The 23679-nt window shown below is 66.4% G+C and carries 23 protein-coding genes and 1 pseudogene; 14 read left to right on the forward strand and 10 right to left on the reverse strand.

Annotated elements, in window-relative coordinates:
* Positions 1 to 4: 4 nt before the first annotated feature.
* Positions 5 to 1111 carry a GTP pyrophosphokinase gene (locus tag ARTH_RS00560; RefSeq protein WP_011689976.1) on the reverse strand — a complete coding sequence of 369 codons (1107 nt, stop codon included), beginning with the start codon at positions 1109 to 1111 and terminating at the stop codon, positions 5 to 7.
* A gap of 256 nt (positions 1112 to 1367) precedes the next feature.
* On the opposite strand from ARTH_RS00560, the gene ARTH_RS00565 reads away from it, so the two are divergent.
* From ARTH_RS00565 to ARTH_RS00595, 7 genes and pseudogenes are all read left to right on the forward strand, one after another.
* Entirely contained in the window at positions 1368 to 2162 is a 795-nt protein-coding gene (locus tag ARTH_RS00565; RefSeq protein ID WP_043429204.1) for an alpha/beta hydrolase, read from the forward strand.
* A gap of 141 nt (positions 2163 to 2303) precedes the next feature.
* Positions 2304 to 3656: a Na+/H+ antiporter NhaA gene (gene nhaA, locus ARTH_RS00570; RefSeq protein WP_043429206.1), complete on the forward strand. Its 1353-nt coding sequence runs from the start codon at positions 2304 to 2306 to the stop codon at positions 3654 to 3656.
* Positions 3657 to 3744: 88 nt separating this feature from the next.
* On the forward strand, positions 3745 to 5109 hold the full coding sequence (locus tag ARTH_RS00575; RefSeq protein ID WP_011689979.1) for an MBL fold metallo-hydrolase: 1365 nt from the start codon (positions 3745 to 3747) through the stop codon (positions 5107 to 5109).
* A 27-nt stretch (positions 5110 to 5136) separates the two neighbouring features.
* A pseudogene (locus ARTH_RS00580) lies at positions 5137 to 6150 on the forward strand (carbohydrate kinase family protein); the annotation flags it as partial.
* A gap of 10 nt (positions 6151 to 6160) precedes the next feature.
* On the forward strand, positions 6161 to 6670 hold the full coding sequence (locus ARTH_RS00585; protein ID WP_043429208.1) for a YbhB/YbcL family Raf kinase inhibitor-like protein: 510 nt from the start codon (positions 6161 to 6163) through the stop codon (positions 6668 to 6670).
* Positions 6671 to 6706: 36 nt separating this feature from the next.
* Complete coding sequence (locus ARTH_RS00590; RefSeq protein ID WP_011689982.1) at positions 6707 to 7525, forward strand: Cof-type HAD-IIB family hydrolase; 819 nt, start codon at positions 6707 to 6709, stop codon at positions 7523 to 7525.
* Between the two features lie 13 nt (positions 7526 to 7538).
* Complete coding sequence (locus tag ARTH_RS00595; RefSeq protein ID WP_011689983.1) at positions 7539 to 8321, forward strand: glycerophosphodiester phosphodiesterase; 783 nt, start codon at positions 7539 to 7541, stop codon at positions 8319 to 8321.
* Here ARTH_RS00595 and ARTH_RS00600 read toward each other — a convergent pair.
* The 4 genes from ARTH_RS00600 to ARTH_RS00615 form a co-directional block, all read right to left on the reverse strand.
* On the reverse strand, positions 8318 to 9856 hold the full coding sequence (locus ARTH_RS00600) for a putative bifunctional diguanylate cyclase/phosphodiesterase (RefSeq protein ID WP_011689984.1): 1539 nt from the start codon (positions 9854 to 9856) through the stop codon (positions 8318 to 8320). The two genes, ARTH_RS00595 and ARTH_RS00600, sit on opposite strands and share 4 nt — an antisense overlap.
* Positions 9846 to 10184 carry a DUF7793 family protein gene (locus ARTH_RS00605; protein WP_052309626.1) on the reverse strand — a complete coding sequence of 113 codons (339 nt, stop codon included), beginning with the start codon at positions 10182 to 10184 and terminating at the stop codon, positions 9846 to 9848. Before ARTH_RS00605 ends, ARTH_RS00600 begins: the two co-directional genes overlap by 11 nt.
* A 127-nt stretch (positions 10185 to 10311) precedes the next feature.
* Complete coding sequence (locus tag ARTH_RS00610) at positions 10312 to 11340, reverse strand: hypothetical protein (protein WP_011689986.1); 1029 nt, start codon at positions 11338 to 11340, stop codon at positions 10312 to 10314.
* 367 nt (positions 11341 to 11707) lie between these two features.
* Positions 11708 to 13408 (reverse strand): ATP-binding protein, encoded by a 1701-nt coding sequence (locus tag ARTH_RS00615; protein ID WP_011689987.1) that lies wholly within the window; start codon positions 13406 to 13408, stop codon positions 11708 to 11710.
* Positions 13409 to 13446: 38 nt separating this feature from the next.
* Here ARTH_RS00615 and ARTH_RS00620 point away from each other — a divergent pair, with 38 nt between their 5' ends.
* Together ARTH_RS00620 and ARTH_RS00625 are read left to right on the forward strand one after the other, a co-directional pair.
* Positions 13447 to 13818, forward strand: coding sequence for a DUF7793 family protein (locus ARTH_RS00620; RefSeq protein WP_011689988.1), 372 nt, complete (start codon positions 13447 to 13449; stop codon positions 13816 to 13818).
* A gap of 53 nt (positions 13819 to 13871) precedes the next feature.
* Entirely contained in the window at positions 13872 to 14693 is an 822-nt protein-coding gene (locus tag ARTH_RS00625) for a class I SAM-dependent methyltransferase (protein WP_011689989.1), read from the forward strand.
* Positions 14694 to 14966: 273 nt separating this feature from the next.
* On the opposite strand, the gene ARTH_RS00630 is transcribed toward ARTH_RS00625, so the two are convergent.
* Both ARTH_RS00630 and ARTH_RS00635 read right to left on the reverse strand, forming a co-directional pair.
* The gene (locus ARTH_RS00630) at positions 14967 to 15941 is read right to left on the reverse strand and encodes an ADP-dependent NAD(P)H-hydrate dehydratase (protein WP_011689990.1); all 975 of its coding nucleotides are present in this window, start codon (positions 15939 to 15941) and stop codon (positions 14967 to 14969) included.
* Entirely contained in the window at positions 15925 to 16713 is a 789-nt protein-coding gene (locus tag ARTH_RS00635; protein ID WP_011689991.1) for a histidine phosphatase family protein, read from the reverse strand. The genes ARTH_RS00630 and ARTH_RS00635 overlap by 17 nt, the downstream gene beginning before the upstream one ends.
* 191 nt (positions 16714 to 16904) lie before the next feature.
* Here ARTH_RS00635 and ARTH_RS00640 point away from each other — a divergent pair, with 191 nt between their 5' ends.
* From ARTH_RS00640 to ARTH_RS00650, 3 genes are all read left to right on the forward strand, one after another.
* On the forward strand, positions 16905 to 17156 hold the full coding sequence (locus ARTH_RS00640; RefSeq protein ID WP_011689992.1) for a DUF6480 family protein: 252 nt from the start codon (positions 16905 to 16907) through the stop codon (positions 17154 to 17156).
* Positions 17157 to 17190: 34 nt separating this feature from the next.
* Positions 17191 to 17997, forward strand: coding sequence for an alpha/beta fold hydrolase (locus ARTH_RS00645; protein WP_011689993.1), 807 nt, complete (start codon positions 17191 to 17193; stop codon positions 17995 to 17997).
* An 84-nt stretch (positions 17998 to 18081) separates the two neighbouring features.
* Positions 18082 to 19206: a glycerate kinase gene (locus ARTH_RS00650; RefSeq protein WP_011689994.1), complete on the forward strand. Its 1125-nt coding sequence runs from the start codon at positions 18082 to 18084 to the stop codon at positions 19204 to 19206.
* Between the two features lie 21 nt (positions 19207 to 19227).
* On the opposite strand, the gene ARTH_RS00655 is transcribed toward ARTH_RS00650, so the two are convergent.
* Together ARTH_RS00655 and ARTH_RS00660 are read right to left on the reverse strand one after the other, a co-directional pair.
* Positions 19228 to 19890 (reverse strand): DUF6766 family protein, encoded by a 663-nt coding sequence (locus ARTH_RS00655; RefSeq protein ID WP_011689995.1) that lies wholly within the window; start codon positions 19888 to 19890, stop codon positions 19228 to 19230.
* A gap of 57 nt (positions 19891 to 19947) precedes the next feature.
* Positions 19948 to 20439 carry a DUF6328 family protein gene (locus tag ARTH_RS00660; protein WP_011689996.1) on the reverse strand — a complete coding sequence of 164 codons (492 nt, stop codon included), beginning with the start codon at positions 20437 to 20439 and terminating at the stop codon, positions 19948 to 19950.
* A gap of 214 nt (positions 20440 to 20653) precedes the next feature.
* On the opposite strand from ARTH_RS00660, the gene ARTH_RS00665 reads away from it, so the two are divergent.
* Together ARTH_RS00665 and ARTH_RS00670 are read left to right on the forward strand one after the other, a co-directional pair.
* On the forward strand, positions 20654 to 21550 hold the full coding sequence (locus ARTH_RS00665) for an SDR family oxidoreductase (protein WP_011689997.1): 897 nt from the start codon (positions 20654 to 20656) through the stop codon (positions 21548 to 21550).
* Between the two features lie 49 nt (positions 21551 to 21599).
* Positions 21600 to 22136 (forward strand): hypothetical protein, encoded by a 537-nt coding sequence (locus tag ARTH_RS00670; RefSeq protein WP_011689998.1) that lies wholly within the window; start codon positions 21600 to 21602, stop codon positions 22134 to 22136.
* 59 nt (positions 22137 to 22195) lie between these two features.
* Here ARTH_RS00670 and ARTH_RS00675 read toward each other — a convergent pair whose 3' ends face one another.
* Positions 22196 to 23551 (reverse strand): uracil-xanthine permease family protein, encoded by a 1356-nt coding sequence (locus tag ARTH_RS00675; RefSeq protein ID WP_043429211.1) that lies wholly within the window; start codon positions 23549 to 23551, stop codon positions 22196 to 22198.
* Positions 23552 to 23679 lie beyond the last annotated feature (128 nt).

Consider the following 23679-nt stretch of genomic DNA (forward strand, 5'->3'; position numbering starts at 1 on the left):
TGTCCTAGAGCTTGGTCTGGCGGTAGCGCTCGATCTGCTTCAGCCGCCGCAGGAGGCTGTCGCGCCGGGGGTGCGGCACGGCGTCGGGCGCCTCTGCGGTGAGGTCGATGTGTTTGGTGCCGTACTGCCACAGCAGCAGGTCATCCAGCAGCCGGTCGGGCCCGGGGGAATACCTGTGGTCCAGGGCTTTGCGGACTTCGGTGATCCGGTTGGCGCTAAGGAGCTCTGCCAGCTGCACGGTCTGGTTGAGGCCATGGGCGGCCATGAGTTCAGCTGCCCAGCCCCAGTCATCATCCACTTTACGGTCAACGTGCGGAAGAAGTGTCCGCCAGACGTCACGGATCCGGTTCGGGGTGAGCTGCGCAGCGCCTTCGCCGTCCGTGTCCCAGTAGCCGCGGACTTCCTCATAGCGTTCGTGCAGGTCCGCGAAGGCGCCCTCCACTGTTTCCAGCATTGCCGCCGTGGCGGTGAACTGCCGGTCAAAGTGCGGAGTCCAGGCGCGGGGATCCTCGGCCTTGAAGCGGATATCATGCTCGATCTCGCTCCACGCGTGGGCAAAGACCGTGCGGATCTGGCATTCGAAAAAGTAGCTGCCGTTGGGCTGGAGGTCCGGGTTGAACACCTTCTGGTAATCCTTGACGGCTTCGTTCTGGATGGTCCGCAGGATCAGGTGCCGGCTGGAGTAGCCGTACGTTCCGGACTCAATGGAGCCGATGTCCTTCTCCCGGTCGCCGCGGCAGTCAAAGAGCTGGCGCTGGCGTTTGATCAGGTTTGCCACCACCGCGTTCTCCGCCGGCAGCTTGGTGATCACCCGGACGCCCACCATGTCATTGAGGGTCCGGAACGGGTCGGGGAACTTCAGTACGGGCGGCCCGCCCGGTTCCAGCGGCTTCTCCGTGCGGGAAATCTTTTCCTTAAAGGACTCCACCGTTTTGGTGCGGCCGGTGACAAACAGGGGCGTCACCTCGGTGTCCTTGAGCATGCTGCGCAGCGTGAGCAGGACTTCCCGGGTGACCAGCTTCAGGGCAGGGCGGACCCGTTCGTAGAGCTCCACGTTTTCCTGCACGGATTCGCGCAGGCCTGCGTCCAGGCGGTCCCAGTTGGTAGCCATGGTTCCAGCTTACGGGCGGCCCGCGACAGCCGGGCGGTTAACACCCTCGCGGCGGACCGGCCCGTAGCGCCGGCGCACGGTGCACGGCGACGCCGTCGACCCAGCTGGCGCAAAGCTGTCCGGCACCCAAGGTAGGCTCGGCACATGGCTGATGTGCGGCGTCGGACCCTTCTTTCCACAGGGGCTGGGCGCTGCCGCAGCGGTGACACTGGGGGCACTGTCCGCTTCCTGTTCGTCGGGCCCGAAGGAGGACGCAGTGAAGCGGCATAAGTACCAATACGGCGATGACCCCAGCCAGTGGGGCGAACTCTTCCTGCCGGACGCACCTGGAACCCGGGGCGTGGTGGTGGTCATCCACGGCGGGTACTGGCGCTCGCAGTACGGCGCCGAACTGGGCGAACCGCTGGCCAGGGACCTCGCCATGCACGGAATGCCGGCCTGGAACCTGGAGTACCGGCGTGCCGGCAACGGCGGGGGCTGGCCGCACACTTTCGAGGACGTCCTGGCGGGCATCGACAAGCTCCGGGACGTTGCCGCGATGCACGGGCTAGGCCTCGAAAGAGTGGTGGCGCTGGGCCACTCGGCCGGCGGGCACCTTGCAGTCTGGGCGGCTGGCCGTTCCCGCCTGGGGCAGCTCGGCGCGCCGGACGCTGACCGCCAGCTGCAGCGGAAGAACGACGACGGTGCCGTGCACCTTACCGGGGTGGTCAGCCAGGCCGGACTCCTGAACCTGGCCGAGGCCGAAAAGCTGAACCTCAGCAACGGCGCGGTCAGCAACCTGCTGGGCGGTTCGTCAGCGAAGTACCCGAAACGGCACAAATTTGTTGACCCGATGAGCGCGGTCCCGCTGGGTGTCCCCGTTTACGCGGTCCACGGCAGCGACGACGACGATGTTCCCGCAAGCCAATCCCTGACCTACGCCGGCGCGGCCAAGGCCGCGGGTGCGCCCGTGCAGCTGCTGAACGTGCCCGGCGACCACTTTTCCCTGATTGACCCCAAGGCGCCGGCCTACCGCAAGTGCCGGGACCTGGTGCAGGAACTCCTGGGCTGAACGGAGGCCCCGGCGGCTCCGCAGGCCCGGCGTCCGCCCGGCGTGTTTACCCGGCGGCGGAGTCTGTCGCCTAGACTGGTCCAAGGTGCGCCGGGAAGTCTGGTCGGCATGATTTTGTCGACTCAACGTTTAGGACGCTTCATGAGCCCCGCACCCACGCCCGCCCCCGACGCCAAACCACGCACCGTCCTTGGCTACGGCAGTTACGCCGAATCGCTGCGCATCGGTGAGATCCTGCGCAAGGAAACAGTCGGCGGCGCCCTCCTGGTGGCCGCTGCCGTCATCGCCCTGATCTGGGCAAACTCGCCGGTCTCCGACAGCTACTTCGCCTTGCGGGACTACAAAATCGGCTACGAACCCTGGCATCTCGAGCTGAGCCTGGGCGCCTGGGCAGCCGACGGACTGCTGGCCATCTTCTTCTTCCTGGTTGGCCTCGAACTGAAGCGTGAGTTCGTGGCAGGCGACCTCCGCCAGCTCAACAAATCGATCGTGCCCGTGGCGGCCGCGGCCGGCGGCGTGCTTGTTCCCGCGTTGATCTACGCCGCCGTGAACATCTACAGCCCGGAAACCCTGCGCGGCTGGGCCATCCCCACCGCAACGGACATCGCGTTCGCCGTCGCGGTGCTGGCCATCATCGGCTCGCACCTGCCCAGCGCCCTGCGCATCTTCCTGCTCACCCTGGCGGTGGTGGACGACCTCATCGCCATCAGCATCATCGCGTTCTTCTACTCCAGCGACATCCAGGCGGCCCCGCTGCTGCTCGCCCTCATCCCGCTTGCCCTGTACGCCTTCCTGGCCCAGAGGTACCGCCGCTTCTTCGGTGCCCACTTCATGGCTGCCTGGGCCATCCTGCTGCCGCTCGGCATCGTCACCTGGGCACTGGTGCACGCCTCCGGCATCCACGCCACGGTGGCCGGTGTCCTGCTCGGATTCGCCGTGCCGGTCCTTCGGTCCAAGGCCAGCGGGGGTCCCGAAGCAGGCCCCGGCCTCGCGGAGATCTTCGAACACCGGTTCCGTCCCATTTCCGCCGGCGTGGCCGTTCCCATCTTCGCCTTCTTCTCCGCCGGTGTGGCCGTAGGCGGCTGGGAAGGCCTGGGTTCCGCCCTGGCTGACCCCGTGGCCATCGGCATCATCATGGCGCTCGTCCTCGGCAAGCCGATCGGCATCATGGGCACCACCTGGATCCTCACCAAAGCCACCAGGGCGCGGCTGGACGGATCCTTCAAGTGGATCGATGTTTTTGGCGTCTCGCTGCTGGCCGGAATCGGCTTCACCGTGTCCCTGCTCGTCGCGGAACTCAGCTTCGGCCACGGCAGCCTGCACGATGACCACGCCAAGGTGGGCATCCTGGCCGCATCGCTGCTCGCCGCAATCCTGGCCACCGTGGTGCTGCGGGCCAGGAACCGCCAGTACCGCCGCGCGGAGGAACTCGAGAAGGTCGACTCGGACCAGGACGGCATCCCCGACGTCTACCAGCACGAAAGCCGTGGCTGAAGGCCTGACCCCCCTTGCCGCGCCATACCCCTAGGGGTATGGTTTTCCTAGGGTGCGGAAGCCGCCGCCACCGCCCGAGGAGGATGCCATGGACGTTGTTGTCATCGAAACCCCGCAACTGGGGGACCGAAGTTACCTGGTCCACGACGGCACGGTGGGCCTCGTCATCGACCCGCAGCGGGACACGGACCGCGTGGAGGCCGCCGCCCGCGAAGCGGGGGTGACCATCACCCACGTCGCCGAAACGCATTTGCACAACGATTACGTCACCGGCGGCCTGGAACTGGCAAAGTCCCATGCTGCGACCTACCTGGTCAACGCCGCGGACCCGGTCCAGTTCGAGCGCGAAGCCATCACCGACGGCCAGACCGTCCGCGTGGGCACGCTGACCGTCAGGGCCGTGGCCACTCCGGGCCACACCCACACGCACCTGTCATTCATCGTGGACGACGGCGACAAGCAGGCGGTCTTCTCCGGCGGCAGCCTGCTCTACGGATCAGTCGGCCGGACGGACCTCGTGGCTCCGTCCGACACCGTCGGCCTGACCCACGACCAATACGCGTCCGTGCGCCGCCTCGTGGCCGAGGCCCGGCATGACGCAGCGCTCTTCCCCACCCACGGCTTCGGGTCGTTCTGTTCGTCCGGGCCGGCCACCCGCTCCGGTTCCTCCACTGTCGGTGAGCAGCTCACCGCGAACCACGCCCTGACAGATCCGGACGAGGACCACTTCGTCCAGGAACTCATCGCCAACCTCTCCGCGTACCCGGCGTACTACGCGCACATGGGGGCCATGAACGCCAAGGGCCCGGGTCCCGCGGACCTCGCGGTCCCGGAATCGGTGGACCCTGCTGAGCTCACCCGCCGCCTGGAAGACGGCGAATGGGTGGTCGACCTCCGCCGCCGCGTGGCGTTTGCCAGCAACCACCTCAAGTGCAGTGTCAGCTTCGAATACGGCAGCGGCTCCAACTTCACCACCTACCTGGGCTGGGTCCTGCCGTGGGATGAGAAGCTCACCCTCGTCGGCTCGCGGGACGACGTCGAAAAAGCCATCCGCGATCTCTCCCGCATCGGCATCGATTCGCCGGATGCCGCCGTCGGAACCGAACCGGGCGCACTGGCGCCGGACGCCGCCGTCGACTCCTACCCGCGCGTCGGCTGGGACGGCCTGCTGGCCGGCCGCGCCGACGGTGACACGGTCCTCGATGTACGGCGGACGGACGAGTTCGCCGCCTCCCACGTGGCCGGAGCCGTCAACGTTCCCGTCCACCAGCTCCTCACCCGCATGGACGAAGTGCCGGCCGGGAAGCTGTGGGTCCACTGCGGAACCGGCTACCGCGCCGGGGTGGCGGCCAGCCTGCTGCAGCGTGCAGGCAGGGACGTGGTGCACCTGGACGCGAGGTTCGAGGATGCCGGAAAAGCCGGCGTCCCCTTGGAGAAGGGCCCTTCGGCGTAATCAGGAGCGCGCGCACCCGTTCTCTGGCAGAGTATGACCATGCTCACAGTTATTGGCGAAGGCCTGGTCGACGTTGTCCAACGATCCTCGGGAATCGAGGCCCACGTGGGCGGCAGCCCGCTCAATGTGGCAGTTGGACTGGCGCGGCTGGACCATCCCGTGCAGTTCATCGGCAGGTTCGGGCGCGACGCCTACGGCGAGTCCGTGGCCGCCCACCTGAAATCCAGCTCGGTGATGGTGCCGCAGGGTCCGGATGCCCTGCCCACCAGCGTGGCCACCGCGTTGATAGACGACGACGGCGCCGCCAGCTATACGTTCGACCTCGCCTGGGAGCTTCCCGGCCTCGCGGACCGGCTGCCGTTCATGCTGCAGGGCACCACCCTGGTGCACACCGGTTCCATTGCCACCATGCTGGCGCCGGGCGCCGCCGAGGTGCTTGCCGCCGTCGAACACGCCCACCCGTCCGCCACCATCAGCTTCGACCCCAACTGCCGTCCCACCATCATCACCGATGTGGACTACGCCCGCAGGCAGGCGGAAAAGTTCGTCAGCCTCGCTGACGTCGTGAAGGCTTCCGACGAGGATCTCGAGTGGTTGTACCCCGGTGTGGACGTCCTGGATTCAGCCCGGCGCTGGCTTTCCCTGGGCGGTCCCGGAGGGCCCGCGCTGGTGGTGGTGACCCGCGGGGCGGCCGGCCCCTGGGGCATCACCGCCGCCGGCGAAGCCGAGTTCCCTGCGCCCAAGGTGGAGGTGGCGGACACTGTGGGTGCCGGGGATTCCTTTATGGCCGCACTGATTTCCGGCCTCGTGGACCGCGGCCTGGACGGTGCACAGAACCGGAAGGAGCTGCGGGAACTGCCGGCCGAATCGCTCCGTGAACTGCTGGCCCATGCCGCGTGGGCTGCAGCCGTCACCGTGTCCCGCCCCGGAGCCAACCCGCCCACCAGGGCGGAACTCAACCACTTCGAGCTCGAAAGCCTGGAGCGCAACGCCGCGCTCTCCGGAGACGACCTGAGGAATGCCGACTCCGCCAGCAACTGAAAGGCAGCACATGTCTTCCCACCATTCGCCGTCCCTGAACGTCAGCAGCGAGTCCTTCCAGGACGGCCAAACCCTGCCGCCCGCCCAGCGCAGCGGCAAGATGCGCGCCGGCGGCAAGGATGAATCGCCGCAGTTGAGCTGGAGCGGTGCGCCGGCCGGAACCAAGGGCTATGCGGTCACGGTGTTCGATCCCGATGCCCCGGGCCGTGGCGGTTTCTGGCACTGGGCGGTGCTGGACCTCCCCGCGGGCGCCACGTCGTTGCCCGCCGGTGCGGGCGCCGAGGGCGGCCGGCTCCTTCCGGCCGGTGCGCTGCAGCTGAAGAACGACGGGGGCTTCCACGGCTACCTCGGGGCCGCGCCGCCGCCCGGACACGGCCCGCACCGCTACATCGTCACCGTCTACGCCCTCGACGTGGAGCACCTCGGCCTGGACGCCGGGTTCAGCCCGGCAAAGCTGGAAGCCAAACTGGCCGGGCACGTGCTGGGCCGCGGAACTCTCACCGGCATCTTCGAGCGCTGAGCGGCCGCCACTATCGGGCCAACGTAGACTGGCAGTATGCGGCTGGTAGCAAGTGACATTGACGGAACGATCCTCGGGCATGACGGCAAAATCAGCCATCGGACCATCCGCGCCTTCCACGCGTGCCGTGACGCCGGCGTCGAACTGGTCTTCGTGACCGGACGTCCGCCCCGCTGGCTGCACCCCCTGGAGGATCAGCTGGGGCATGCAGGAACGGTGATCTGCTCGAACGGCGCAGTGGTGTGGGACCTCGAGGCAGGCCGCCTGGTGTCCGCACGCTCGCTTGCCCTGGACGCGGTCTTCGAAGCGCGCCGCATCATCAAGCAGCTGCGGCCGTCTGCGCTGTTTGCCGCGGAAACCCTCACCGGCTTCCACCTGGAACCGGGCTTCATCGAAAACGACTCCAGTGAACTCCTGTCCGAGTTCACCCCCGCTCCGCTGGCCAGCACCCTCACCCCGGACGACGCCGTGGTGAAGTTCCTGGCGATCGTCCGTGAAGGCACCGCCGACGACTTCCTGGCCGAGGTGTCACCCGCGGTGGCGCACCTCGCTTCGGCCACCCACTCAGCACCCACCGTGGCCATGCTGGAGCTCGCCTTGCCGGGCGTCAACAAAGCCGTGACGCTGGCCGAATACGCCGCCACCCTGGGCATTGACGCCGCTGATGTCGTGGCGTTCGGGGACATGCCCAACGACATAGAGATGCTGCGCTGGGCGGGCGACGGTTACGCAATGGCCAGTGGCCACCCGGAGGCCATCCGGGCAGCGGGGCAACAGGCGCCCCATTTCGACGACGACGGCGTGGCCCAGATCCTCGAAGCCAAGCTCGCCGGACTTGGCGTGAAGCCCGTCTAGCCAGGCGACTGAGTTGACGGACTCCCAGCCTTTCTTCGCCGCCGGAAGCGCCTCGGCGCGGATTGCGATGGCGCACCGCGGGTTTTCTCCGGACGGGCTGGAAAACTCGATGGCGGCGTTCCGCGCGGCCGTCGAACTCGGCTACCGGTACCTGGAAATGGATGTTCACACCACCGCCGACGGCGTGCTCCTGGTGTTTCACGACCCCTCGCTGGACCGTGTCACTGACGGGCAGGGCCGCATCGCCCGGCTCCCTGCCGGGACCGTTGCACGGGCACGGATCGGCGGCGTGGAACCCATCCCGCTCTTCGAAGAGATGGTCCGGGCCTTTCCCGACGTGCGGCTAAACCTTGATGTCAAGGATTGGAACTCTGTGACCGGCCTTGCCGCCGCGATTGAGAGGTACGGCGTTCACGACCAGGTACTGATTGCGAGCTTCTCCGACCGCCGGCGCCGGGCTGTCGTTAAGCAGTTGAGCCGGCCGGTCGCGGCGTCCGCCGGCATGGTTTCCAACGCTCTGTTCACAATGCTCGGCCCGGTTCTTCCGGGAGCGGTCATGCGGCGGCTCCTGCGGGGCGTCCACGCGCTTCAGGTTCCGGTCAGCTACGGTGGCATCCGGGTGGTCACGCCGGCCTTTGTCCGCCGCGCCCACCGGCACGGCCTCCAGGTCCATGTGTGGACCATCAACGATCCCGCAGAGATGGACCGGCTCCTGGACCTTGGCGTTGACGGCATCGTCACCGACCGGGCAGATCTCCTCAAACAGGTGCTCCAGGACCGGGGGCAGTGGGATTAGCCGCCGTGGCGTGACGCCCGCTGAGCATCCAGCACGGCTGCGAACTCGTCCGCCGGGACCGGCCGGCCGAAGTAATATCCCTGAGCGCTGACACAGCCGATGCTGGCCAGATGCTCTGCCTGTTCCGCGTTCTCCACGCCTTCCCAGACCGCCTCGAGGCCGCAGGCCCGGATCAGCTGGAGGATTGCCGCTATCAGGGCTGGCTGGGCCGGGTCCGTCCCCAGGTCCTTCAGCAGCGAGCGGTCCACTTTGACCTTGTCCACGGGGAGCCTGCGCAGGTAGCTGATCGAGGAGTAGCCAGTGCCGAAGTCGTCGATTTCCAGCCCCACACCCAGCTTCCGCAGGCTGTTCAAGGAGTAGCGGTCCAGTTCGTTGCCGCTGACGATGGCACCTTCGGTCAGCTCGAGAACCAGCAGTTCCGGGTTGAGCTCCGCCTCGCTGAGGGCATCCCGGACCTCTTCGATGAACTCGAGGCGCTGAAGGTCCGTGGGGGAGATGTTGATGCGCATGGAGAATTCGTCGCCCGCACGGCCCTCTGCCCGCCAGTCCCTCAACTGCCGTACGGCGGTGCGCAGGACCCAGCCGCCCAGCTCGGAAATGAGTCCGGCGTCTTCCGCCAGCGGAATGAATTCGTCCGGCATCACCATCCCGCGGGACGGGTGCTTCCAGCGGACCAGGGCTTCCGCGCCTTCGATCCGCCCTGTGGTCAGGTCCACCACGGGCTGGTAATAAAGCACCAGCTCCGAGCCGGAAATGGCCGTCCGCAGGTCCTCAATGAGCTGGCTGCGCAATTGGCGGGCGTGCAGCATCGCCGGTTCGAACACCTTGAGCCGGTTGCGGCCCCCGGCCTTGGACGCGTACATGGCCACATCAGCCTCGATGAGCAGCTGTTCCGCGCTCTGGCCGGTTCCACCAATGCACAGCCCCATGCTGGCACCGCACTGGACGGAGTCGTTCTCGAGTTCCACCTGGCCGTCCAGGGAAGCGAGGATGCGGTTGCCCACGCTCGCGGCGCGGGCCAGCGTGGTAGCGGGCATCAGTACCGCGAATTCGTCTCCGCCCAGGCGGGCCACTGTGTCCGTGTCGCGGACTGAACCTTTGATGCGCTCCCCGACTGCGGCCAGGACCTGGTCACCGGCAGCATGGCCAAGGGTGTCGTTGATGCCCTTGAAGGCGTCAAGGTCCAGCAGCAGGAGCGCCGGCGGCAGGCCACCCTGCCCGGTCTCCGCCAGTGCCTCATTAATGGCGCTGACCAGGGCGGCACGGTTCGCCAGGCCCGTGAGAGAGTCCGTGAGTGCCATCTTCTGCATTTCCAGATGCGCCTCGTTGAGCAGCCGTGTGCGCAGTTCCACCCGCTGTTCCAGCTCCTGGTACATAATCTGCAGGTCCTCGGCGAGGAGGTTGGTTCCCATGATGACGGCATCCAGTTCGTCCCTGGCGGGGGACACTTCAATCCTGGAGTGCAGCTCTCCTGCGGCAAGGCGGACGATCCCGTCCAGCAGCTTGCCCAGGCGCGGATCGCCGTCAGTGAACATGGGTGGTTTCCTTCAACCACTTGAGTGCGTCAGTTTCGGACGTGAAGTAGCTCGCGGGCCCGGACTTGAAGTCACCGCCAAGGATGAAATGGGCCAGGATCCGGTCCACCGGCGTACGGCCCAGCAGCGCCCATGCAGCCACGGTGCTCACATTGCTGAAGACTGCCCTCGCCGCCCGGCTCACCGACGCTACGTCCGTCACATCCATCAGTACGGCCAACGGGGAGCCCCACTGCGGCGCCTGCAGGCCGGCAGCCAGCAGCTGTGCCGACTGTTCGTCCAAGTGCTCGTCCCGGGGAAGCACGATCCGGACAATCTGCTCTTGCATCAATCCAAGCGGCTTAGACATCAATCCCCCGAACATATGAGAGGAGCCGTTTGGCCTCCCGAGCCCCGCCGAAACTCCGGTGAGGCCTTGCGACTAAAATACACCGTCCATCCGCGTCCGGAGAGCGTTAGCGTACATCGGCCGCAAACGCGCGCACCTGGGCGCTGCGTTCCGAGGCGGCGGCATTGTCGAACAGCTCGGCAGCATCCGCCAGCCGCTGCAGCGCTTCGTCGCGCTCACCGTTGGCAAGGAGGGATTTTCCCAGCAGGAAAGAGGCTTCTCCGGCCGTTTGGGTGGCTAAAATCCCGGCTTCGGTGCAAAGCGGCCTGAGCATGTTGATGGCGGTGGCCATGTCGCCGGTCAGGAAATTCCAGTGCGCACGGGCGAAGGACATCTCGAGAAGGTCGCGGTCGCTGCCGCCCACCACTTCAGTGGCGAGTTCTGCCCGTTCAATGCAGCGAAGCGTTGCAGGTTCGGTGAGCTCAGCCTCCAGGCGCATCACCGCAGACGCGCGGTTGAACCTGGCCCAGAGGTCCACGTCCTTTGACGGTGAGAGGCTCTCCGCAGCCATATCGTGGTAGCGGCCTCCGTCTGTCACCCTGCCGGTAAGGAACGCGACGTTTCCGATCACCCAATAGGCCTTGCCGGCGGTGTCCTCATCCACAAGCTCCGTGAGCAGGCCTTCCAGCAGGAGGCACTGTTCCCACGCTTCGTCCAGTCGGCGGCTCTCGGCGAGGGCTGCGATAAGGGCACGCTGTGCTTCCACATGGAGATAAACGTACTCGGCGTCGCCAGCCACCAGGTTGGCAGCTGCAGCAGCCGACGACACGGCATCGGGAAGCCGGCCAAGCCCTTGCTGTGCCACAGCCAGCAGCGTGTACGCCCGGGCGGCCAGCAGGGCGTGATCCGCCGAAAGCGGAGATTCGGCAAGGGACCTGGCAATTTCCAAGCACTCGGAGATCGAACCCTCGTCACGGAGGCATTCGGCTTTCAGGTAGATCATGTTCCACCAGCCGGAGTAATCCCCGGACTCCAAAGCCAGGGCGGCGGCTGCGGCGGCTTGCGCTTTTGCTGCGGCATAATCGCGATTTCTGGCGCTTTCACGGGCCTGCAGCTCGGCCACTACGTAGGGAGTCAAATTCCGGGGAGACGGCATTTGCCAATTATCCACCCTCGCTGCCCCCGCTGGAGTCGGGTCCTGGGAAATACATTCGTATTACATGGCTTTTACGTTGATGATCCGGCCGTATAATGACGCTCGTAATGCATGATCGAACCTAATTGATTGAAAGGACCAACGGATGAAGAAGATTGCCGCAACATTCTTGCTCACCGGCGTTCTGGCTGTCGCTGGATTTGCAGCACCCGCCAACGCCGCTCCTAAGTCGGACACAACTGTCAGCAGCTCAAGTAAGACGACGACTACGCAGTCCTCCATCGGTTGGTGGCCTAACTAGTTCGGCGAGAAGACTGCCCCCGGATTCTATATCCGGGGGCAGTTTCGTTTAAGGTCCGGCCACAGGTTACGGGCCGGAAACGGGCAGCTGAACAGTGATGGTGGTGCCTGCGCCGAGCTCGGAGCTGACCGCCAAATACCCCCTGTGCGACTTCACGATGTCGTGCGCAATGGCAAGCCCCAGGCCGCTGCCCGGCACGGCAGTGGAAGTGGCATTGGAGGCACGGAAAAACCGGGTAAAAAGATGCGGGATTTCTTCCTCCGGGATTCCGACCCCCGTGTCGCGGACATGAACATTTACCCCCGGCTCCCCGTCCGTCATTGCCTGAAAACGGCAGCTGACAACAATCCTGCCTCCGCGTGGCGTGAATTTGATGGCATTTGAAACAAGGTTGGTAAACACCTGCTCCAGCTGGACTTCATCGGCGATAATCGCGGGGTCGCCGTCGCAGAGCTCCAGTGAGATGGAAACGTCACCCAGTTCCGCCAGCGGACGCAGCGCCACCGTCACGATCTGCAGGGTGTGCCCCAGCTGGACCGGACCCAGGTGCAGGTTGGCGCCGTCGTAGTCCTGGCGGGAAACGGTGAGCATATCCTCGATCAGCCGGCGGAGCCGCTCTGAGTTACGGACAATGATGTCCAGCATCCGGCTCACTTCGGGGGGCACGGGCCCCCCCACACCGTCCTGGATCATGTCCAGGTAGGCGGAGATGGACGTCAGCGGGGTCCGGAGCTCATGGTTGACGGTGGCCAGGAAGTCGGTCTTCGCCTGGTCAAGCTGCCGCAGTTGCTTGACCACCTGTTGCTGGGCGCTCATCAGATGGCTTTGGATGAGCCCGTACGCCACGTTGCCGGCAACGTGCTGGATCAGGGAGATTTCGGTGCGTGTCCAGACCCGCGGCTCGTCCAGCTGCGCAATCCATATGACGCCCAGCGATGACTTTCCCTCGCCCACGGGAACGAATGCGGACGCCCACGGGCCCATATCTTCTGACCAGGCCGCCAGTTCCTGGTCCTCAGGGGACCATTCGTGGACGTGGTGGTCCTCCACCGCAAGAACTTCGGCCTCCGACCACAGCCGGTCCGCTACGCGGTGCGCGGAGGACTCTTGGAGCCCCAGTCCGTCCGGGACCGGGGGGAGGCCGGGACGGTGCCACTCGGCGGAAATCCGGGGCACGCGGTCGTCGTCGAACGTGGTGAACAGTACGCGGTCGGCACCGAACGTCTCCCCGAATCCCGTCACCAGGCAATCCGAAATCAGGCGGGGATCGTGCGTGGCACGGATGTTGGAGGAGACCAGGCGGAGCTTTTCACGCAGCCGTTCGGCGCTTTGCCGGGCGTCGGAGCGTTGTGCGGCGCGGCTGATCAGGACGTCCGCCCTGTGGACCAGCTCGTCCGGCGCGGCAGGCTTCGCGATGTAGTCCGCCATGCCGAGCGTCCGGAGGCTTTCCGCCGCGGATTCGTCGGCCAGATCGACGAGGAGAAGCAGTGGTGCATCCACGGGCGGGCCCCCAAACGAATGGTCCGCGACGATGATGCTGGGCTTGTGCTGCTCCAGGAGCCCGGTCAAAATTTCGTGGCTTGAGGCCGTGGAGACCTCGAACCCCGCGGCTACCAGGACCCCGGCCGTGGCGGACAGGCGTCCGCTGTCCGGATCCGCCACGATGGCCGTGCGTGGTACGAGTGAATTCTCCGCCGTCTGAATTACCACACTGCCCCCTTCGGTCCCCGGTTGAGTACATTGTAGGGTGACATGGGTCGCACGCATTCCGTGCAGGCCAAACCCTGGCGGGAGGAAGTGCGGATATGTCCGGAGACAGCGAGGTGGGCACGGAAGCGGGATTGACGCTGGGAGGCGACGGAATCCTTCGGCTGACGTGGCCGCGGGGGGCCGCGATAACGGCCGCGGATGCGGAGCGCGCCATGCTCAGGGTGAACCAGTTATGCGGCGATGACCGGCACCCCATGCTGGTGGACATGGCCACCACCGCAGACGTGTCCCGCGGCGCCCGCGCAGTGTTCGGCCGCCCGTGCCAGGCGTCCCGGATAGCCCTGTTGGGGTCCTCGCCGGTTGACCGGGTCCTGGCAAACTTCTTCCTGGGGATCAACGCGGTGCCGTGCCCCACCAAGTTCTTCACATCTGAGCGGGACGCACTGACGTGGCTTGCTCTCACATGACCCGTGGCGCCTAATTTTCCGGGCGTCACCACCGGTGCCCTTATATTTGGACAATGCTCGCCGCCCTGAAAAAGTATCTGCTGGTCCCCAAGTTGATGCGGTTGTCCGCGGGCGCGCCGCGGGACCATCACATTGCCTGGGACCGGTTCTGGTCCAATGTGAAAACCACGGGAGCCTCCGGCGACGTGCTGTGGGACTCCGGAAGCGACCACGAGATGCAGGGCTACGTGGACAGGCTCAGGCTGCACCTGGACCCCGGGCTGCCGATTGTGGACATCGGGTGCGGCAACGGCAGCTTCACCCGGCAGCTGGCCGGGCATTTCCCGCATGCGGTGGGGGTCGACGTTTCTGCGCACGCAGTCCGGCGTGCCCGCGCCGAAACTGCCGGTCTGGCCAACATTTCCTACGCCGTCGCTGATATGACGGCATCCGGTGCGGGCAGCGGACTGCTGGAGGAGCTTGCCGTACTGGACACGGGAGGCCAGGCAGGAGGCGGAGCGAATGTATTCATCCGCGGCGTGCTGCACGTCCTGGGCGAACGTGACCAGCATGCCTTGGCTGAAAATGCCCGTGCCATTACGCGGGCGAACGGCCGCGTCTTCCTTGCCGAAACCAACTTCCGGGGAAACGCCGTGGACTACGTGACGCACCTCGGCGCAACGCTCCGGTCCATTCCCGCGCCGCTTGAAGGCGCCATTCGCGGGCTGCCGATGCCGGGACGCTTCGGCCCCAAGGAGCGGAGCCTGGCATTCCCGGCCAGTCGCTGGGAGCTAATCGAGGAGGGGCCCACGACGATCGAGACGATGCCCTTGTCCAACCCCGCGCGGTCCGACCTCATCCCCGGATACTTTGCGGTGCTGGAGGGTAGGAACTAGGAGCCGCTTCCGCACCCCGTGCGGCCCGATGCTAGCCGCGGCCCATGCTGGTTAAGGGGTCGCCGTCCGCCTCGGACGGATCCGCGCGCAGGTCGCCCGGTTCCGGTTCGGGCAGGCCCCCGGGGCCGGGGGCGCTGCGCCGGGAAGAGTCGCTCAGTCCCGGGTTGTCGCCGGGATCCGGGCTTTCACCTGGCGCAGGGGACCCGTGTGGGTCATCTAGGGGCGGTGTGCCCGCCAGGTCCTCAACGGCGGTCCTGGCCGGTTGGGAAGCCTTTAGGTGCCAAGTTCCATCATCAGGGCGGGCAGTTCATCAGCCAGTTCACGGGCCAGGTACCCGAGGCTACCGAACCGGCTCGCCAGCCTGTCGCCGGCGGCGGCATGGAGGTGGGTGCCCCAGCACGTCGCCTGTGCATCCGATGTTCCCCGGGCGCGCAGGCCTGCGATGGTACCGGCCAGGATGTCCCCGCTGCCGGAGGTGCCCAGGCCGCCGTAGCCGGTGGTGATTTCCCACAGCTGGATATTCCCGGTTCCGGGGGCGTTCCCCGGGCTTCCGCCCTCCTTCCCGCCCGGACCGGGGTCGGCGATGACACCCTGGCAACTCACCACGGCACCGTAACGCCGGGCAATTTCCGCAACGTCCCGGTGCAGGTCCTCGACCTCCCGTCCCAGCAGGACTCCGGATTCGGTGACGTTCGGGGTCAGGATGAGCCGCCCTGCCCATGGTCCGAGTTCGCCGAGGAGCCCCGGAAGGCAGCCCAAAGCGTAGGCGTCGAGTACCAGCGCCGGCCTGCTGGCGGAGCCGCCGGGGTTTCTTCCGTCGCCGCCGGCGTTCCCGGAATCCAGTTTCAGCAGCTCCCTCAGGAGGGACTCCGCTTCGTCCATGTCGTCCAGGCCCGGTCCCACCAGGACGGCCGCGGCTTTGTCCAGTTCTTCGGCCAGGACCGATACCCCGGAACCTTCGACGGCGCCCTCGTCCGTTTCCGCGAGGCCCACCACCCCCGCTTCCGGCAGGGCCACCGCAACCTGCACCGCGGTGGAACCGGCGACTGCCAGGGTCAGCCGGCCCGCGCCGGCGCGCAGGGCCGCCGTGCCCGCCAGAAGCGCCGCGCCGGGGGTCTTCCGGGCTCCGCCGATGACCAGCACGGATCCGCGGTCGTCCTTGCCCGATCCGCCGCCCGGAAGCGGCCAGTCGCGCAGCAGGGTGGGCGTGACCGGCTGTGCCGACGGTTTGCTATGCGGGGTGGACATTGGCATCTCCCGCATGTTCGGTCACCGGCACGCCTTCGCTGACCAGGTGGTCGGCCATGTTGAAGCTCTCCAGGATCCAGGGCCCGGCTCCGTCAGGGCGGACGAACCGCGTGAGGGAAGCGTTGAGGATGGTGGACGTCGCGGCAATATCGAGGAGTTCCGGTTCGGTGAGCCCTTCCAGGATGTAGCGGAACAGCAGGATCAGGGCGTCATGGCACACGAGCATGATCCGGCCGCCGCCGGGTTGCCGTTCAAGATCGGCCAGGAGGGAGCGGAGCCGTAGCACGACGTCTGCCCAGGACTCGCCGCCGGGTGGCCGGTAGTAGAACTTCCCCAGCCAGCGCCGCCGCGCCGCCTCCTCCGGCAGCCGGGCCTCCACGCCCGCGGAGGTCAGCATGTCCAGGATGCCCAGTTCCCTGTCGCGGAGCCGTTCGTCAATGAGGATACCTGCGGGCCAGCCGCCGGTTTTCACGGCGAGCTCGGCCGTCTGCCGGGCGCGGACGTAGGGCGAAGACCACACCCCCGCGGGCCGCTGATCCTCCGGAAAATCAGCGAACAGCCTGCCCAGGGCGAGGGCCTGATCGCGTCCGGTGGCGGAAAGTTCCACATCGGCGTCCCGGGCCGGAACGTCGATGACGTGGGCTCCGGCCTGTCTGGCCATCGTCGCGGCCACGTTCCCCGCGCTCTCGCCGTGACGCACCAGCACAAGCTCGGTCAGTCCCGTTCCCGTGGGACCTCTTCGGGAAGAATTGCGGTCATAGGATTGCGGCATTGCTACCCCCTTGGTCCGGGCCCGTTTCCCGGGCCGCGTGCGCCCTCATTGGCTGCGTATAGCTCAGGAAAGCCCACGTTACTACTGCCTGTGAGTCCTTGTCGCGGTAATCAGGGAAGGCTAGGCTGGCCACCCATCAGCCTGCACGTCTCCGCTATCCCACGAGGCGGACCCCGAAGAACGGACCAAACATGAGCACCTACCACCCGGAGAACGACCCCTCGAATCCGGACCGGCCCGGCAGCGCCGAAGCGGCCTCCGGGCGGCCGGAAACTGACAAAACGGAAGCAAAAGACCGGGCATCCAAGGACCCGGCGGCCACCGCGAACCCCGACCCGCTGGAAGGCAACATCACCGGACTGGAGCCCGGCGGCGGTGTTCCGCCCGGCGAAACGCCACCAGCGGAAGACTCCATGAGCGGCGACCAGGGGCACGAGGAATAGCTGGATCCTGGCCGCGGAGGGCTATTGTCGACGGATGAAGGGTGCCGTAACCACAGACGTCGAAGCCGGAGGCCTCCGCGGTCGGATGTACGCTTCGCGTGCCACATCGGACGTCCGGCCCCGCGCGGACGCCCCGACCTTTGTCCTCATCCACGGGATCGGCGTCTCCCACCGCTACCTTGTCCGGCTGCACCACGTCCTGGCCGGGGTGGCGGACACTATCTCGATCGACCTTCCGGGCTTCGGCTCCACTCCGCGCCCGGACCGCCAGCTCATGGTGGCGGACCAGGCAGCCTTTATCCATGACGTCCTGGATCAGGCCGGGGTGGGGCTGCGGGTCCTGGTGGGCCACTCCATGGGGGCTCAGTTCGTCCTGGAAGCCGCCCTGCAGCGGCCGGAACAGGTGCCGCACGTGGTGCTGATGGGACCCGTGGTGGATGTCCGGCGCCGCACGCTGCCCCGCCAGATCCTGGCGCTGACCAAGGACGCGCTCCTCCATGAAACCCCCGGTTCGAACGCCTTGGTGTTCAGTGACTACCTGCGTTGCGGGCCACTCTGGTACCTCAAGGAGCTGCGGGTCATGATGAACTACCGGACCGAGGAGCGGATCCGCGGGCTAACCACGCCTGTGATGATCCTTCGCGGCGCTTCCGACCCCATCGCAACAGGGGAGTGGTGCCGCATCCTTGCGCGGCGCGCACCGGCGGGGACGCTGGTGGAGGTCCCCGGCTGCGGTCACGTAGTCCAGCACACCGGCACGGCCCAAGTGGCCGACGCGATCACCGGCTTTACCGGCCTCCCCGGCTCCGGTGCCCCGGAACAGACCGTGAACCGTCAGTAGTCCTGCCCGTCCGGCCGCCTCGTAGCGTCTGCTACGTTACACGTCAGGCAAGCGCTTTCCGGGAGATGCTGGCAGGATAGACACATGCGCATTCTCATTGCTCCGGACAAGTTCAAAGGGTCACTTACCGCTGCCGAGGCGGCCAGCGCCATCGCCGAGGGGGCGCTGCGCGTCTATCCGGATGCGGTCGCCACGCAATTCCCCGTGGCCGACGGCGGGGAGGGCACCCTGGAAGCTGCCGTCGCCGCCGGCTACGAGGAACGGCTGAACGCCGTCGTCGGTCCCATTCTGGCGCCCATCGGTGCCGCCTGGGCCCTCCGCAAGGATGCGTTCGGCGGTGCAACCGCAGTGATTGAGACCGCCCAGGCATCGGGGCTCGCGCACATGGAACCTACGCCCGCGAATGCGCTGCGCGCCCACAGCTACGGCTGTGGCCAGCTGATCGCTGCCGCACTGGACGCCGGAGCCTCGGAAATCGTGCTGGGGGTGGGCGGCTCTGCCATGACCGACGGCGGCAGCGGCGCTTTGCGCGCCCTGGGCCTGAAGCCGCTGGACGCGGCCGGAAACGTGGTTCCCCTGGGCGGCGGTTCCCTCGTGGACGTTGTGGACGTGGATGTGTCGGGCCTGGACCCCCGGCTGGGGTCCGTGAAGTTCCGGATCGCAGTGGATGTCCAGAACCCGCTGTTCGGAAGCGATGGAGCGGCCCACGTCTTCGGCCCGCAGAAAGGGGCCGACGCGGACGCCGTGGAGCTGCTGGACGCCGGGCTCCGCAACTGGGGTTCCGTTCTGCGGCAGGCCACGGGACGCGACGTCAACGTTCCCGGAGCCGGCGCGGCCGGGGGGTTCCCGGCGTCGTTCCTTGCCTTCAGCGGCGCCACCCTCGAAGGCGGCTTCGCCCTGGTGGCGGGCCTGACCGGCCTTGCCGGCCAGCTGGCTGAGGCTGACCTGGTGATCACCGGTGAAGGGTCAATGGACTCGCAGTCGTTGACCGGCAAGGCCCCGATTGCCCTGGCGGACGCAGCACGCGAGCGGGGCATCCCGGTCATAGTGGTGGCCGGTCGCATCCTGGTCACCCCGGAGGACCTTGCCGAGCACGGCGTGGTGGCCGCGGCTCAGTTGCTGGACGTCGCAACCAGCCCGGAAGACGCCATCGCCAACGCCGCGAAGTACCTCACCTGGGCCACAAGCCAGGTCCTCGAAGGGGCCTGACGCGGCACCCCAGGATTGCAGCTAGGCGCCGGTCTCGTAGTGCGGTTCCGCCACAGGTTTGGACTCGGGGGAGCCCCGTTCGCGCAGGTAGACAGAAGCCCCGACCAGGACGGCTACGGCCAGGAATTCGCTCTGCCAGTTCTGGAATGACTCAAACCAGAACCGGCTCGTGGCGAGGTAGCCAAGGAGCGTCACGCCAGGCTGTCCGTGGCTTTGCTGCTCCTGGCTGTATTCCTCACTGCCGCCGACGGCATGGAGGGTGAAGGATGCGAGGAACAGCAGCAGGAACATGATCGACAGTGAGTGTTCGTACAACTTGAGCACCACCCCTCCACGGCGCACAGGCCACGGAGTGGAGGCCTTCACCGTTGCGTTCCGAGGGTCCTGGTCCTGCGGCGCTGTGCGGTCCATCGGTTTGGATTCCGAGGAGCCCTTCTGGAAGAGGAAGACCGTCAGGATGACATACATGCCCATCTGCAGGAATTCCGATTCCCAGTTCTCGAAGGTCGCTTCCAGGAATGCGCCGGTGGCAAGGTAGCCGGCAATTCCTACTGCCGGCTGTCCGTGCGCGAGCTGGTCTTCGCTGTAGTCGCTTGCGCCGCTGACTATCATGCCGCTGAAGAACAGTGCGAACAGTCCAATGTTGGCAAGCATCAGCCCGTGTTCCTTAACCCACTTCTTCATGGCGCCTCCCGGAGGGTTTGATTGGATTCTGGCGCAGGTCCCGCCCCGGCACTGTGCTTAAACCTTCGATGCCCGTTTGAGGAGCCAGTTCGGCACGAGGACAAGCAGCAGGACCATGGCGGCGAGGAGTCCTCCGCCTGCGAGGAGTCCGGCATCCCGCCCGGCGGTCACATCGAACACGAGTGACGCCGTTCCCGCGCTGAGGAGTGCGACGCCGGTAAGCGCCACTTTTGCTATCCGGTCCGCACTCGAGACGAGCGTCTTCTTGAGCTGCTTACGGAAGAGCCTGCGGTGCACGCTGACCGGAAGGAGAATGACGGCGGTGGTCAGTGCGGCAAGGATCACGTTGGCCAGATAGAGCCCCACCTGGTAGTCGTCCAGTGTCTTGAACCGCTCCTGGAAAGGAATGGTCAGGAGGAAACCCGCGAGGATCTGCACTCCCGTCTGCAGTACCCGGAGCTCCTGGATCAGCTCTCCCCAGTTGCGGTCCATCTGCTGATTGACGGATTCGTTCCTGCCGTCGCCAACCACCGCGTCGCCTTCTGACATGGGCTCACCTCCGGGCCTGGCACGCCGCCGCGCGCAACTAACTCTCAACCTAGGCTTGAAGCCTTCGTCAAGCAATACTCCGTTTGCAGGGCAATACTAAGTTTGCTGACTAATTTGTCCAAAACGATGGACTTGCCCTGTCTGCTGGGATAGTTTCGAAGGGCCGGTCACGGACCGGACCCAGCACAAAACCGAGACGCTAGCGAGGTGGACTATGACGGACAACAAGAAGGACCACCAGCCGCGGGACCCCAGGACGGGCTACCACGAGGGGCCGTTCCCGGAGCAGGTCCAGGAGCAGCCCGGGCTTACGGCTCCCATGGAGCCGCAGCCGGACCACGGCGAGGAAAGCTACGAGGGAAGCAGCGCGCTCACCGGTAAGGCGGCGCTCATCACCGGCGGGGATTCCGGGATCGGCAGGGCCGTGGCCATTGCGTTCGCCCGCGAGGGGGCCGACGTCGCGATTTCCTACCTCCCGGAAGAGGAAGCCGACGCCCAGGACACGGCGGCGTGGATCCGCAAGGCCGGGCAACGGGCCCTGTTGCTGCCGGGCGACGGCCGCAGCGAAGAGTTCAGCACCCGGATCGTGGCGGATACCCTGGCGGAGTTCGGCAGGCTGGACGTGGTGGTGCTGAACGCGGCCTACCAAAAGAACCGCGACAGCTTTGAGACGCTTCCCACTGAGGAATTCGACCGCGTCTTCAAGACGAACCTGTATTCCCTGCTCTGGACGGCCAGGGCGGCAGTGCCCCACCTCAAGGCGGGCGCATCCATCATCACCACCGCCTCCATCCAGGCTTTCAACCCGTCGCCGGGGCTCATCGACTACGCCATGACGAAGGGCGCCCAGGTCGCCTTCACCAAGGCGCTGGCCCAGGAGCTTGGCCCCAAGGGCATCCGGGTCAACGCCGTTGCACCCGGACCCATCTGGACGCCGCTGATTCCCGCCACTGAATGGCCGGAAAAGCTGCCGAAGTTCGGCCAGGACACTCCCCTCGGGCGGGCGGGACAGCCCGCGGAGCTCGCTGCAGCCTACGTCCTGCTTGCTTCCGACCACGGCTCCTACATCTCCGGGGCAGTTCTTCCGGTGACAGGCGGTAAGGGCCTCTAGCGCTTGCCACAGACTTTCCATTCACGCCCGACTACCCAGGAGGAACGACATGACGCAGGAGAACCAAGGCACGCCCATCGAGGAAGAAGGCGGCTACGGAACGCCCACAGTCGAGCAGGAAATGGGCGGCGCGGACACGAAGAAATTCGCCCAGCCGCGTGAGGAAGAGGCCTTCGACGCGGCCGGCCTGAGCCAGGACAGCCCCGACGGCGAAACCTACCCCGCCGGGGTGCCTGACCTCAGCCAGTTCGGCGCCGAGGACCAGGACAGTGCAGGAGAACCCGGAGCAGGACGCTTCGGAGGAACGGAGGACCAGATGAACGCAGAAAACGAAAGCGCAGACCCCGGCTTTGAGCCGGAGAACACCGAGCCGGAGAACACAGGGCAGTCAGCCGAAGGCGACGTCGCAGTGCCGTCCGCGGATGCGGAGATGGATGAGTCCAATACGGAGGATCCCGACGCCGGACGGCCGTTCTCCTCGGAACCTAACCCGGACGCGGCCGGGATTCCGGACGGCAGCGGCACCGACCTGCCGGACAGCAAGGCGCCCAAGGACCGCGGCGACGACAGTTTCGACGCCGGATAATTCGGCGTCGGCTTAACAGCCCGGGCGGGCGGCTGCACTGCGGCCGCCCGCCCGCGTTTTTAAGGGCGCTTTTTCGGCGTCCGCTTGGCCGCGGCGTTGATTGCGGCCTTGACTGCCGGGGGCAGCCCCGCCTGTTCGGTTTCCGGTTCCGCGACGCTGCCGCGGGCCTTCGCGATCGCCTTCATGCCGTGGTAGATCACCAGCGCGGCAGCTGAGCCCAGCGCGATGCCGGTGAACGTCAGTTCGCCGATGGTCCAGGTGTAGTTGGCGATGCCGATAATCAGGGCCACCGCTGCGGTGGTCAGGTTGACCGGGTTGGAGAAGTTGACCTTGTTCTGGACCCAGATCTTGACGCCCAGGATGCCGATCATGCCGTAGAGCATGGTGGCGGCCCCGCCCAGCACCCCCGGGGGAACCGTGGCGATCAGTTCGCCGAATTTGGGGGAGAAGCTCAGGACGATCGCGAAGATGCCGGCCACCCAGTAAGCCGCCGTCGAATACACTTTTGTGGCGGCCATGACACCGATGTTTTCGGCATAGGTGGTGGTTCCGGAACCGCCGCCGAAGCCGGCCAGCACCGTGGCGGCACCATCCGCCATCAGGGCGCGGCCGGACACGCCGTCGAGGTTCTGGCCGGTCATGGCGGACACGGACTTCACGTGGCCGATGTTTTCGGCAACCAGCACCAGCACCACGGGAACGAAGAGGCCCACCACGCCAAGGTGGAATTCGGGAGTCTGGAAATGCGGCAGCCCCACCCACGCGGCAGCGTCCATTTTGGCGTAGTCCACCTCGCCGCGGATCATGGCCACCAAGTAGCCCACCACCACGCCCACCAGGATGCTGAGCCGGCCCAGGATGCCCTTGAACAGCACGCTGACCAGGATGATGGTGGCGAGGGTGATCGCCGCGGTGACGGGGGCGGCGTCGAAGTTGTTTTTCGCGGCCGGCGCCAGGTTCAGCCCGATTAGGGCCACAATGGCACCGGTGACGATGGGGGGCATCAGGCGGTTGATCCAGCCGGCCCCGAATTTTTGGACCACGGCGCCGATGACGGCCAGCCCGGCGCCCGCGAGAACCACGCCGCCCAGTGCGCCGGGAATCCCGAACTGCTGCTGGGAGGCCATGATCGGGGCAATGAAGGCAAAGCTCGAACCGAGGTAGCTGGGCACCCTGCCCTGCGTAATCACCAGGAAGAGCAAAGTTCCAATGCCGGAGAAGAACAGTGTGGTGGCCGGCGGCATGCCGGTAATGATAGGCACCAGGAACGTGGCACCGAACATGGCCACCACGTGCTGCATTCCCACCCCGATGGTGAGGGGCCAGGTGAGCCGTTCACCGGGTGCCACCACCTCACCGGGCCGGACCGACTTTCCGTTGCCGTGAAGCTTCCATTTGGTACCAAGCATGCTCATGGCCGGGAGCCTTTCAAAGAAAATGGGTGTCGGGAGCGGGGAAGGAATCTTCCGGAGCAACATTACCGCGCGGGCCGTGCAGTTCGCCGCTGTGTGGAACGTCACGCGCGGTCGCGGGAAGAGGAAAG

It is taken from the genome of Arthrobacter sp. FB24 (assembly GCF_000196235.1).
Lineage (GTDB): Bacteria > Actinomycetota > Actinomycetes > Actinomycetales > Micrococcaceae > Arthrobacter.

Coding starts and splice junctions, on each gene's coding strand:
- ARTH_RS00590 (WP_011689982.1), top strand. CDS start 6,707: ATGCGGCTGGTAGCAAGTGACATTGACGGAACGATCCTCGGGCATGAC.
- ARTH_RS00660 (WP_011689996.1), bottom strand. CDS start 20,439: ATGTCAGAAGGCGACGCGGTGGTTGGCGACGGCAGGAACGAATCCGTC.
- ARTH_RS00610 (WP_011689986.1), bottom strand. CDS start 11,340: ATGCCGTCTCCCCGGAATTTGACTCCCTACGTAGTGGCCGAGCTGCAG.
- ARTH_RS00575 (WP_011689979.1), top strand. CDS start 3,745: ATGGACGTTGTTGTCATCGAAACCCCGCAACTGGGGGACCGAAGTTAC.
- ARTH_RS00645 (WP_011689993.1), top strand. CDS start 17,191: ATGAAGGGTGCCGTAACCACAGACGTCGAAGCCGGAGGCCTCCGCGGT.
- ARTH_RS00670 (WP_011689998.1), top strand. CDS start 21,600: ATGACGCAGGAGAACCAAGGCACGCCCATCGAGGAAGAAGGCGGCTAC.
- ARTH_RS00640 (WP_011689992.1), top strand. CDS start 16,905: ATGAGCACCTACCACCCGGAGAACGACCCCTCGAATCCGGACCGGCCC.
- ARTH_RS00615 (WP_011689987.1), bottom strand. CDS start 13,408: ATGCGTGCGACCCATGTCACCCTACAATGTACTCAACCGGGGACCGAA.
- ARTH_RS00650 (WP_011689994.1), top strand. CDS start 18,082: ATGCGCATTCTCATTGCTCCGGACAAGTTCAAAGGGTCACTTACCGCT.
- ARTH_RS00585 (WP_043429208.1), top strand. CDS start 6,161: ATGTCTTCCCACCATTCGCCGTCCCTGAACGTCAGCAGCGAGTCCTTC.
- ARTH_RS00635 (WP_011689991.1), bottom strand. CDS start 16,713: ATGCCGCAATCCTATGACCGCAATTCTTCCCGAAGAGGTCCCACGGGA.
- ARTH_RS00600 (WP_011689984.1), bottom strand. CDS start 9,856: ATGTTCACTGACGGCGATCCGCGCCTGGGCAAGCTGCTGGACGGGATC.
- ARTH_RS00630 (WP_011689990.1), bottom strand. CDS start 15,941: ATGTCCACCCCGCATAGCAAACCGTCGGCACAGCCGGTCACGCCCACC.
- nhaA (WP_043429206.1), top strand. CDS start 2,304: ATGAGCCCCGCACCCACGCCCGCCCCCGACGCCAAACCACGCACCGTC.
- ARTH_RS00665 (WP_011689997.1), top strand. CDS start 20,654: ATGACGGACAACAAGAAGGACCACCAGCCGCGGGACCCCAGGACGGGC.
- ARTH_RS00655 (WP_011689995.1), bottom strand. CDS start 19,890: ATGAAGAAGTGGGTTAAGGAACACGGGCTGATGCTTGCCAACATTGGA.
- ARTH_RS00560 (WP_011689976.1), bottom strand. CDS start 1,111: ATGGCTACCAACTGGGACCGCCTGGACGCAGGCCTGCGCGAATCCGTG.
- ARTH_RS00625 (WP_011689989.1), top strand. CDS start 13,872: ATGCTCGCCGCCCTGAAAAAGTATCTGCTGGTCCCCAAGTTGATGCGG.
- ARTH_RS00675 (WP_043429211.1), bottom strand. CDS start 23,551: ATGAGCATGCTTGGTACCAAATGGAAGCTTCACGGCAACGGAAAGTCG.
- ARTH_RS00605 (WP_052309626.1), bottom strand. CDS start 10,184: ATGCAAGAGCAGATTGTCCGGATCGTGCTTCCCCGGGACGAGCACTTG.
- ARTH_RS00620 (WP_011689988.1), top strand. CDS start 13,447: ATGTCCGGAGACAGCGAGGTGGGCACGGAAGCGGGATTGACGCTGGGA.